Genomic DNA, 10,767 nt, shown 5'->3' on the forward strand with positions numbered 1-10,767 from the left:
ACATATGATGAAGGACGCTAAATCATTTTTTACCTTTAAAAGGGTGGTTGCATTAATTATTGTTGTACTTGTTGCGGTATTTGCCTTGCAAAACTGGACATCTGTAGAAGTTTCGCTTTTATTCTTCGCAGTTAAGATGCCCCTGATTATTCTAATTTTAGCTATGCTGGCAGTTGGAGTATTTGTTGGTTGGGTTTTTGAAAAGAGTGATTTTGACCACCTAGTGGTTAACTTAGAACAAGAAACTCGTAAGGAGTTGGACGATATTCAAACTCAACTCCAAAATGATAAAACTGCTAAGAAAGAGGCAGAAAAAGCTAGCCAAGTTGCTGACAAGGCCAAGGAGGCAGATGCTGCTAGCGAAAAGACTAGTGATGAATCTAGTCAACCAGAAGACAAGTAAGCAAAAAAAGAATCCTACAAGGATTCTTTTTTTGCTTACTTATACTGAATTAAAGAGGTTTTTTGTTAGGTGTACCAGCCTTACGGGGATACTTATTAGGGGTATCCTTGGTCTTTTCGATTACAAGAATATGCCTTTCGTCTCCATTTGGCAGCTCGTAATCAACTTCCTTAATAAGTTTAGCTCCTAGAATAGCCAAAGAATTCTTTGCTTCAGTAACCTCGTCCTTCATCTGGCTAGCCTTAAGGGACAGGAGGATACCATTTTTTTTCAGGAAGGGAATGGTAATCTCATTTAAGATGTTCAAACGGGCAACTGCACGTGCTGTTACAAAATCAAATTGCCTCCTAAATTCTTTATTTTGACCGAAATCTTCAGCTCGCCCGTGGAGTAATTCAAGGTCTGAGATACCAAGTTCACCACTTAGGAGTTTTAAGAAATTAATCCTTTTATTAAGGGAATCGATAATTGTTACCTTAATTTTAGGGAAGATAATTTTCATCGGGATACTTGGGAAGCCAGCACCAGCACCGATATCTAAAAGTTTAATTTCTTCATTTGGAACAAGTCCGTACAAAATAGGGGCAATTGAGTCATAAAAATGTTTGAGATAAACTTCTTTTTTTTCAGTAATTGCAGTTAGATTTATCTTCCCATTCCATTCGACTAATAGGGAAAAATAAGTTTCAAATTGTTCTTTTTGTTTGTCACTAAGTACAAGTTCAAATTTTTCAAGTTCTTTATAAAATTCTTCTGTGTTCATTTTACCTCATCCTGTTTCTATGCTTAATAAATAATAACATTTTTTCAATAAAAATAATGGAAAATAGAAAAAAGAGGACAAATTGTCCTTACTTTTCCTTATTTTCTTTAACTTGATTTTTGTCAGCCTTTTTAAGGTCTTCTTCTTCAAGTTCAAGTCCTAGTTTAATGATGTATTCCCTAAGTCCATCTTTGATTTGTGGATGTCTAAGTCCATGTTCAATTGTTGTTTCAACAAATCCAAGCTTGTCTCCTACATCGTAGCGTTTACCAGTAAATTTACGGGCAAATACTCTTTGAGTTTTATTAAGGCACTCAATGGCATCTGTAAGTTGGATTTCTCCTCCGGCTCCTGGCTTTTGATTTTCTAAAATATTGAAAATTTCTGGCGTTAGTAGGTAGCGTCCGATGATGGCAAGGTTACTTGGCGCCTCATCAACTGGTGGCTTTTCAACAAAGTTTGCGACATTATAAAGGTCTTTTTCAACCTGACCTTCAGGAGCGATTACCCCGTACTTGTCGACATCTTTTTTAGGAACTTCCATAACGGCAATTGTTGAAGCGTGAACCTTATTGTAGTCGTTGATTAATTGCTTAGTTAGAGGAACATCGTCTTCCATCAAATCATCACCAAGCATGACAACAAATGGTTCATCACCAATGAAGGCTCTTGCTTGAAGGACAGCATGTCCAAGTCCTTTAGGGTGGCTTTGACGAATAAAGTGAAGGTTGATATCAGTTGTTTCTTCAACAAGCTTTAAAAGATCATCTTTACCTTTTTCACGGAGGGCAGCTTCTAATTCAAAGTTTGAATCAAAGTGGTCTTCGATTGGACGTTTAGCCTTACCTGTTACGATAAGAATATCCTCAATTCCACTTGCTAGGGCCTCTTCTACGATAAATTGAATGGTTGGCTTGTCAACGATTGGAAGCATTTCTTTTGCAATCGCTTTTGTTGCTGGTAAGAACCTAGTTCCAAGTCCTGCAGCGGGAATGACAGCTTTTTTAACCTTCTTTTCTTGATAAACTCTTTTCACAATTAAATCTCCTAATTTTTAAATATTATATTCGTTTTCAGCCTTAAATTCACGTTCCATAACAGCAACAATTTCCTCAGGTAGATCAGCATCCTCATAAAGTACCCGGTAGATTGTCTCAGTTATGGGCATCTCGATTTTAAGATTTTGAGCTAACTCATAAGCAGCTCTTGCAGTAGCAACACCTTCAATAACCATACCCATATTTTTTTCAATATCTGGAAGTTTTTGTCCCTTACCAATAGCATCTCCAGCTCGCCAGTTTCTACTGTGCTGACTGGTAGCAGTCACTACTAAATCTCCAACTCCAGATAGGCCAATATAAGTCAGGGGGTTAGCTCCGAGAGCTACACCCAGGCGAGTTATTTCAGCAAGGCCACGGGTAATGATTGCAGCTTTGGCATTATCCCCGTAACCTAGGCCATGAAGCACACCAGCCCCAACAGCAATTATATTTTTTAAGGCACCGGCAGTTTCAACACCTATTACATCAACATTTGTGTAGAGGCGGAAGTAGCGGTTACTAAAAATATTTTGAGCATACAGGGCATCTTTTTCTGATTTTGAAGCACTAGTAATCAAAGTTAAATCACGTACAGCCACTTCTTCGGCATGGCTTGGTCCAGAGATGACAATTATTTCCCCTCGTAGATCCTGAGGGATTTCTTCCTCAAGAACTTGTGAGATTCTCAAATGACTTCCCTGTTCGAGCCCCTTAGAAGCGTGCATAACATTTACCTTGTGGTCAAGTACTTCAACTACTTGCTTGGCAACAAGTCTAATAACTTTAGTAGGTACAACAAATAAGATAGAATCAATGTCTTTAAGGGCCACAGAAAGATCAGTATAACCTAAAATATCTTCTGAGAACTTTTGATCTCCAAAGAAGAATGAATTTGTATGTTCTTCATTGAATTCTTTTATTTGAGCTGGATTATTACTCCAGAGTCTTACCTCGTGTCCGTTATCGTTTAAAACTTGAGCAAGAGCTGTTCCCCAGCTACCTGCGCCAAGGACAGCAATTTTTTGTTTATTCAAAAAAAAATCCTCCTATACGTAAGAATATTCTAGCATATTCTTGTGATTTTTGTAAGTAATATTTATAAAATCAGCCCCTAGCTGTATATGGAAAAAGGAAAAGTATGATAGAATAAAATTCAAAAGGAGAGTGCAGATTATGTGGAAAGCAATAATAATTTTAGTACTTATATATCTAATAATAAAAAACCTGTCTTCTGATAAGACCTGGGATAAGCATACAACTAAGACCAATAAAAAAAATAAAGCTACCAGTAAGCTAGAACACTACCGGGAAAAGGGACTGGATGACAAGGACATAAGTATCTTCCGGGGAACTATGAAAGAAACCAGGGATTATATAAAATACTGGGAGGAAGAGATTTCAAATGACGAAAAACTGATGGTCATTGAAGATGAGACCCAGGGACTTTTTGCCAGTAAGAAAACCTTCCAGGCAATTGTTGAGGAGCCTTCAATGATGACCAAGGAGGATACTTTCTTGTACAAGGATTTACCTAACATGGCCACCTTGGTTAAAAAGTACCGTGAATTATCAGCTGTTAAACCAGTGACTCAAGAGGTTAAGCTTGAACTGGCAGAAAGGCTTCACTACATAATGAAACTTTCTGAAAAAATATCTAAAAATTATCAGGCAAGTTTAATTGATGACCTTGAAGACATTAAACATTCCCTAAGAGAGGAGGAGGAAACCTATGAATAATCCAATATTAGACGATTTAATGAAAGAAGATGCCCTCAAGAATTTTGAGACTCCAAGTGATCTTGAGAGGGTTGAGCCAGGTAATATGGTAGAGCCTGATGCTTTCAAGCAAGAGCAAATGAAGTCTACAACCTTATCGACTTTGAGTCCAGATGAGATTGAGCAGGCTAAGAAGTTAGTTGAAGGGCTGGATGAAAATGATTCCCAGTCGGTTATTCAATATGGTACCAATGCCCAAAAAAAGATTGGGGATTTTTCTCAGTCAGTTTTAGACAAGGTTCAGGCCCAAGACTTGGGTGAGGTCGGTTCAAGCCTTACTGATTTGATGTTTCGCTTGAAGGAAGCAGATACCAATGATTTGGTTGCTGAGGATAAGGGATTTTTCAGTAAGATGTTTGGAAAGGTTAAAAAATCTGTTTTTGAAATTACCCAGAAATATCAAAAAATTGGGGCAGGAATTGATAAAATTGCAGGCAAGCTTGACTATGAACAGGCAGTTTTATTGGCTGATAATAAGGTTTTAGAAGATCTTTATGATGAAAATTTAAATTATTTTAAGGCCTTGAATGTTTATATAGCTGGAGCTGAGCTTAAAATGATGGAACTTGATGAGGAGACGATTCCCCAAGCTAGACTTAAGGCCCAGGAAGCTAGTGAGGATGCTTTGGCCATTCAAAAAATTAGTGATCTTGAAGCTTATAGAAATCGTTTGGACAAAAGAACCTACGACTTACGCTTGGTTAGGCAGATAACCATTCAGCAGGCACCGCAAATTCGCTTGATTCAAAATACCAACCAGGAGCTGGCTGAAAAGATTCAAACTTCAATCAATACTGCCATTCCCCTATGGAAGAATCAGGTTGCTATAGCTTTAACCCTTTTAAAACAAAAGGATGCTTTGACAAGTCAGCGGATTGTTTCTGAAACGACCAATGATTTGATGGCTAAAAATAGTGAGATGTTAAAAACTTCAGCCCTTGAAGCAGCTAGAGAAAACGAACGAGGAGTGGTTGATATTGAAACCCTCAAGAAAACTCAAGATGACCTAATTTATACTATCCAGGAAACCTTGAGGATCCAAGCCGAAGGAAGCCGCAAACGCCGGGAATCAGAAGTTGAACTGGCAAAAATGGAAGAAGATATCAAGGTCAAATTACTAGAAGTAAGTGGCAAATAAAAAACAAGCATCCTCTAAGTAGGGTGCTTGTTTTAATTTTAATACTAATTTCACTAAATAGGTATATACCAATTGACAGAGTTTTTTAAAGGAGTAAAATAGGAAGCAAAGTAGAAATAATTAATAAGGGGAAATTATGAAATACATAAAAGCGGATAGGTTCTTTTATCCTTATGAGGTTAAGGGTCCAGGATACCTTGAAATTACAGGTAAAAAATTTGGTAGCTATGTGACTGATGTACCTGAGGGATTGGAGGCTGAAATAGTCGACTACAGTGGTTACTCGATTAGTCCAGGTTTGGTTGACACCCACATCCACGGCTTTGCTGGAGTTGATATTATGGATAATAATATTGAAGGGGTTTTAGGTGACATGAGCCTAGGACTTCTTGAGACAGGAGTGACTAGCTTTTTAGCCACTACCCTCACAGGGGATCATGCCCTTTTAAAAGAAGTAGCAGAGAATCTTGGAAAAAATTACAAGAAGGCCCAAGGGGCAAAAATTCAGGGTATCTACTTTGAAGGTCCCTATTTTACAGAAGAATATAAGGGTGCACAAAATCCTAGATACTTTTCTGACCCCTCTGTCGAAGAGTTTAGACTGTGGCAAGAAGCTTCAGGAGGAATTATTAAAAAGATTGCCCTTGCACCAGAAAGAGACGGGGTAGAAGATTTTGTTAATAAAATCAGCCGAGATGGCGTGGCTGTAGCCTTGGGTCATTCTAATGGAACCCTAGAGGATGCTACTCGGGCTGTTGAGGCTGGGGCAAGTGTCTGGGTTCATGCCTATAATGGAATGCGCGGTTTAAGCCACAGGGAAGTTGGTATGGTTGGTTCCATGTTTGAGCTTCCTCATACCTATGCTGAGTTAATTTGTGATGGCCATCATGTTCATCCTAAGGCTTGTGATATTTTAATTAAGCAAAAGGGTCATGAGCATGTAGCCCTTATAACTGACTGCATGAGGGCTGGTGGTCAAGCTGATGGAGACTATAAGTTAGGCGAATTTGACGTTATTGTTAAAGATGGTACTGCCCGCCTGAAAGATGGTGGTAATCTTGCTGGAAGTATCCTACAGTTAAAGGATGCCCTTAAAAATGTTGTAGCTTGGGGGCTAGCAAGTCCTGAGGAAGCCATAAGGATGGCCACTCTTATTCCAGCCCTATCTTCAAAAATTGATGATAAATGCGGCCGTCTCAAGGAAGGTCGCGACGCTGACTTTATTGTTTTAGATGAAAAAATGGATCTTGTATCCACTTGGATTGACGGAGTTTGCCGCTATAAAAGATAGATTTGATCTATCTTTTTTTATGTAAACAAGTTAATTATGTTTAAAAGTTAAAATATTTGCTAAAATGATTGTAATTGATATAATAGATTAAAGGTCAAAAAAGGTCAAACTTTGAATAACTTTAAAATTTACTTATAAAAGGAGATTAATATGCTTTGTCAAAACTGTAAAAAAAATGAAGCTACAATCCATCTATACACAACTGTAGATGGAAAAAAACACCAAACAGATCTCTGCCAAAAATGCTATCAAGAGTTAAAGGTTGGAGGTCGAACCAATCTTTTTGATGGTCCTCAAAATTCTAATACTAGTGATGAAAATAACCGCCAATACAATCCCTTTGAAGATTTATTTGGAACCTTAAATAGGGAATTTCAAATAGGCTATGGTCAGGTTCCACCAACTCAAACAGGTGGTGCTAACGGCGGAGGCAAGGGGCCAAGGAAACCAAGGAGCTCTAAACCTTCCCTTCTAGATGAATTTGGCATCAATATTACTGATTTTGCTAGGCAGGGGAAAATTGATCCTGTAATCGGACGTGATCAAGAAATCACAAGAGTAATTGAAATCCTAAATAGGAGAACTAAAAATAATCCAGTCTTAATTGGGGAGCCTGGAGTTGGTAAAACGGCAGTTGTTGAAGGACTTGCCCAAAAGATCATTGATGAAGACGTTCCGCAAAAACTTCTTGGAAAAGAAGTTATCAGGCTTGATGTAGTAAGCCTTGTCCAAGGTACAGGAGTTCGTGGACAATTTGAAGAGAGGATGCAAAAGCTTCTTGAGGAAATAAAAGAGCGTGATGATGTAATTTTATTCATTGATGAAATTCACGAAATCGTTGGGGCTGGAAGTACCGGTGACGGAAGTATGGATGCAGGAAATATTCTAAAGCCTGCCCTTGCTCGAGGTGAAGTTCAGATGGTCGGGGCAACAACCTTAAATGAATACAGGATAATTGAAAAAGACGCAGCCCTTGAAAGAAGGATGCAGCCTGTAAAAGTTGATGAGCCAAGTGTTGATGAGACCATTACCATCCTCAAAGGAATTCAAAAGAGATATGAGGACTATCACCATGTTAACTACACTGATGAGGCTATAATTCAAGCTGTCCAACTATCTAATCGCTATATTCAAGATAGGTTCCTGCCTGATAAGGCAATTGACCTTCTTGATGAGGCCGGTTCTAAGAAAAATCTAACCCTTCGCTTCCTTGATCCAGATGATTTGACTAGAAAAATCGAAGAGGCTGAAAATCAAAAGAATGAGGCCATGGTACTTGAAGACTTTGAAAAGGCAGCTTTCTTCCGAGATCAGATTTCTAAACTTAAGGTTTTAAGGGAGGAAAGTGGTGAAAAAGTGGACACGCCTGTAATTTCTGAAAAGGATATTGAGGCCATTATTGAGCAAAAAACCAGTATTCCTGTTGGAAATATTAAGGAAAAAGAACAAAGTCAATTAATAAATTTAGCCAGTGACTTAAAGGCTCATGTGATTGGTCAAGATGATGCTGTTGATAAGATTTCAAAGGCTATTCGTCGTAACCGAATTGGTCTTGGTAAGGACAATCGTCCAATTGGATCATTTATGTTTGTAGGTCCTACTGGAGTCGGAAAAACTGAGCTTGCCAAACAACTTGCCAAGGAGTTATTTGGATCAGAAGACAGCATGATTCGCTTTGATATGAGCGAATACATGGAAAAACATAGTGTGGCCAAACTTATTGGAGCTCCTCCTGGATATGTAGGATATGAAGAAGCAGGTCAACTTTCAGAGAAGGTTCGCCGCAACCCATATTCTCTTATTCTTCTGGATGAAATTGAAAAAGCCCATCCTGATGTTATGCATATGTTCCTTCAAGTCTTAGATGACGGACGTCTAACTGATGCTCAAGGTCGAACAATCAGCTTCAAGGATGCAATCATCATTATGACCAGTAATGCTGGAAGTGGTAAGGTTGAAGCCAGTGTTGGTTTTGGAGCAGCCCGTGAGGGACGGACAAACTCTGTCTTAGGTCAACTGGGAGATTTCTTTAGCCCTGAGTTTATGAACCGTTTTGATGGAATCATTGAATTTAAACCTTTAGATAAAGAAAATCTTCTTAAGATTGTTGATTTGATGCTTGCTGGAGTTAATGGTCAACTTGCTAAAAATGACATTCACTTGGATGTAACTGATAAAGCCAAGGAAAAATTAGTCGATTTAGGTTATGATCCAGCCATGGGGGCAAGGCCACTTCGTAGGACCATCCAAGATAATATTGAGGACGGTGTGGCTGATTTCTACCTGGAAAATCCAGATAATAATAGGCTGGTTGCTGATTTGAACAAAGATGACAAGATTGTTATTAGAAAAAAACGAGGACGCAAGAAAAAAGCAGACCTCAAAAATGACAAATTGGCCCAAGCTGAACAAGCAGAATTAGTAGAGTAAGTAAAACAACAAAAAAAGAATCCCTTAGGATTCTTTTTTTGTTGTTTGCCTGTGAATGCAGTGCCAGTCTTTATTTCTGCGCCAGATACTTGTTACTAAGTAACTATTTTTACCGGTAAAGTATTCATAGTTTAGAATAAAGGTTTTTTTACTGATTCTGGTAGGGTGGAACTGGGCAAGACCAAGTTTTCCTTGGAATTTTTGACTTAGTTTTTCTTTTTTATTAAGGGTTAGGCCTTGAGCTGTGATTTCCTTAAAGTTGCTATCTAGGAGACTATCAAGTTTTGCTCCATTTAAAATTGCTTCTTCCAGATTAAGTAGATCAAGGGCGATATAGCTGTCTCTTTCCTCATCTGCAAGATAAGACGGTTCAACATGGACATCGACATCAAAAATATCAAATTTTTGTCTGAGGAGATTTTCAATTTCTTCAGTTGCCAAGTGACTTTCATAAACAGACATATCAGGGCTCATATCAACTACTACATCAAGGAAGATATTACTGCCATAGGTCCTTCCCCTGATGTTTTTAACATCTTCAATGTCCTTAATGGTCATGATAGCCTCTTTGTAGTCTTCAATCTTTTGTTCATCGAAACCATCAGACAGGCTAAAGGCACTTTCTGAGAAGATATCATAGGCTGTTTTAAAGATAAAGATGGTAATGATAATGGCCATTAAGCGGTCAATAAATGTTAGGTTAAAGGATGCTGCAATAATGGCAATTGAGGTTGCAATTGATGTTACGGCATCACTAAGGTTGTCCTTTGCAGCGGCCATAAGCCCTGGAGATTTTACATTATCTGCTAGCCTTTTATTATAAATATAAATTACATACATGATAATGGCTGAAAAAATTCCAACAATGGCCCCAATAGGATCAATTTCTGTTTTTTGATTGGCTATCATGTCACCAATTGTCTGGCGAAGAACAACAAAACCTACAGCAAACATAATAAAACTTGTTATAAGGCTTGCAACACTTTCAACCTTCCAGTGACCATAGGCGTGGTCACTATCAGCGGGACGTCTTGCCATACGGATTCCTGCAAGAACGGCTATATTTCCCAAGATATCAGTGATGTTATTAAAACCATCAGCCCTTAAACTTTCTGAATTAGTAATATTTGCGACAGCAATCTTGATGATTGACAAAACGACGTAGGCGATAATGCTAATTAAAGCACCACGCTCTGCTAATTTTAGTTCCTTAACTCTCGAATTACTCATAAGGAGTATTGTAACATAAAAAACTTAGTCTGTAATAAGTAAGGCATAAGTCTTGACAGTTTCTTCTAAAAGTAAGATAATTTGTTAGTCAAAAAAATAAAAAACTAATTATCTTAGAAAGGAGGAAGCGATGTCTGAAATAAGTAGAAATCTGCTGGGTCTCTTTATGCAAATTGTCCATAAACCAGATCTTATGATGGCAGTTCAAGGAGTTACAGACAAGCGAAGAATAAATGAAGACGGTAGCCACAGGGGCTCTAGAGGCCTACTTCTTTACCTGGAAAAAAAGGGAGACGGGCTTACCAATTCAGAAATCGCAGATACCTCTAGCATAAAGCCATCAAGTGTTACAGCCATGGTCAAGCAGCTGGAGCAGGACGATTTAATTTATAGACTCGTTGATGAGGATGACAAGAGGATTAGTCGTATCTATTTGACTTCTAAGGGTAGACAGGACGTTAAGGAGCGCAAGAAACACGTAGATAAGGTTACTGAGGAGATATTTGCTTCATTGACCTTAAAGGAGCAAGAGGAGCTTTTTCATTTGCTGACCAAGCTTGATTCTTCCTTGGAGACTAAGGGTAAGGTGTCAAAAAAGTGTATAAGTGACCTTTAAAAAGCTTAGAGCCTTAATAAATGACAATCCTTCTTTAAATAAGTAAAATGTCATTATTGGTTCTTGTGGAGTTTCAATGA

Annotated in this window: 10 protein-coding genes; 6 read left to right on the forward strand and 4 right to left on the reverse strand. The window is 38.3% G+C overall.

Annotation, left to right across the window (positions count from 1 at the left end; translation table 11 throughout):
* Positions 1-4 precede the first annotated feature (4 nt).
* Complete coding sequence (locus tag OZX60_01520) at positions 5-403, forward strand: lipopolysaccharide assembly protein LapA domain-containing protein (protein ID WEV45454.1); 399 nt, start codon at positions 5-7, stop codon at positions 401-403.
* A 49-nt stretch (positions 404-452) separates the two neighbouring features.
* Here the strand turns inward: OZX60_01520 and rsmG are convergent, their stop codons facing one another.
* The 3 genes from rsmG to OZX60_01535 form a co-directional block, all read right to left on the reverse strand.
* Positions 453-1,166: a 16S rRNA (guanine(527)-N(7))-methyltransferase RsmG gene (gene rsmG, locus OZX60_01525; protein WEV45455.1), complete on the reverse strand. Its 714-nt coding sequence runs from the start codon at positions 1,164-1,166 to the stop codon at positions 453-455.
* Positions 1,167-1,254: 88 nt separating this feature from the next.
* Positions 1,255-2,202: a UTP--glucose-1-phosphate uridylyltransferase GalU gene (gene galU, locus OZX60_01530; protein WEV45456.1), complete on the reverse strand. Its 948-nt coding sequence runs from the start codon at positions 2,200-2,202 to the stop codon at positions 1,255-1,257.
* An 18-nt stretch (positions 2,203-2,220) separates the two neighbouring features.
* A complete protein-coding gene (locus tag OZX60_01535) occupies positions 2,221-3,240 on the reverse strand; it encodes an NAD(P)H-dependent glycerol-3-phosphate dehydrogenase (protein ID WEV45457.1) in 1,020 nt (339 codons plus the stop codon).
* A gap of 139 nt (positions 3,241-3,379) precedes the next feature.
* Here OZX60_01535 and OZX60_01540 point away from each other — a divergent pair, with 139 nt between their 5' ends.
* The 4 genes from OZX60_01540 to OZX60_01555 all read left to right on the forward strand — a co-directional run bounded on the left by OZX60_01540 (position 3,380) and on the right by OZX60_01555 (position 8,841).
* Positions 3,380-3,943, forward strand: a complete 564-nt coding sequence (locus OZX60_01540) for a 5-bromo-4-chloroindolyl phosphate hydrolysis family protein (protein ID WEV45458.1) — start codon at positions 3,380-3,382, stop codon at positions 3,941-3,943.
* Positions 3,944-4,028: 85 nt separating this feature from the next.
* Complete coding sequence (locus tag OZX60_01545; GenBank protein WEV45856.1) at positions 4,029-5,120, forward strand: toxic anion resistance protein; 1,092 nt, start codon at positions 4,029-4,031, stop codon at positions 5,118-5,120.
* Positions 5,121-5,253: 133 nt separating this feature from the next.
* Entirely contained in the window at positions 5,254-6,411 is a 1,158-nt protein-coding gene (nagA, locus tag OZX60_01550) for an N-acetylglucosamine-6-phosphate deacetylase (protein WEV45857.1), read from the forward strand.
* Positions 6,412-6,561: 150 nt separating this feature from the next.
* Complete coding sequence (locus OZX60_01555) at positions 6,562-8,841, forward strand: AAA family ATPase (GenBank protein ID WEV45459.1); 2,280 nt, start codon at positions 6,562-6,564, stop codon at positions 8,839-8,841.
* 24 nt (positions 8,842-8,865) lie between these two features.
* Here OZX60_01555 and OZX60_01560 read toward each other — a convergent pair whose 3' ends face one another.
* Positions 8,866-10,071 carry a cation diffusion facilitator family transporter gene (locus OZX60_01560; GenBank protein ID WEV45460.1) on the reverse strand — a complete coding sequence of 402 codons (1,206 nt, stop codon included), beginning with the start codon at positions 10,069-10,071 and terminating at the stop codon, positions 8,866-8,868.
* Between the two features lie 130 nt (positions 10,072-10,201).
* Here OZX60_01560 and OZX60_01565 point away from each other — a divergent pair, with 130 nt between their 5' ends.
* Positions 10,202-10,687, forward strand: a complete 486-nt coding sequence (locus tag OZX60_01565) for a MarR family transcriptional regulator (protein ID WEV45461.1) — start codon at positions 10,202-10,204, stop codon at positions 10,685-10,687.
* Positions 10,688-10,767 lie beyond the last annotated feature (80 nt).

This window comes from Streptococcaceae bacterium ESL0687, assembly GCA_029392475.1.
Classification (GTDB): domain Bacteria; phylum Bacillota; class Bacilli; order Lactobacillales; family Streptococcaceae; genus Floricoccus.

Excerpts from the sequence above, each read along its gene's own strand:
- OZX60_01520 (WEV45454.1), top strand. The coding sequence starts at position 5 with ATGATGAAGGACGCTAAATCATTTTTTACCTTTAAAAGGGTGGTTGCA.
- rsmG (WEV45455.1), bottom strand. The coding sequence starts at position 1,166 with ATGAACACAGAAGAATTTTATAAAGAACTTGAAAAATTTGAACTTGTA.
- OZX60_01540 (WEV45458.1), top strand. The coding sequence starts at position 3,380 with ATGTGGAAAGCAATAATAATTTTAGTACTTATATATCTAATAATAAAA.
- OZX60_01545 (WEV45856.1), top strand. The coding sequence starts at position 4,029 with ATGGTAGAGCCTGATGCTTTCAAGCAAGAGCAAATGAAGTCTACAACC.
- OZX60_01555 (WEV45459.1), top strand. The coding sequence starts at position 6,562 with ATGCTTTGTCAAAACTGTAAAAAAAATGAAGCTACAATCCATCTATAC.
- OZX60_01560 (WEV45460.1), bottom strand. The coding sequence starts at position 10,071 with ATGAGTAATTCGAGAGTTAAGGAACTAAAATTAGCAGAGCGTGGTGCT.
- OZX60_01565 (WEV45461.1), top strand. The coding sequence starts at position 10,202 with ATGTCTGAAATAAGTAGAAATCTGCTGGGTCTCTTTATGCAAATTGTC.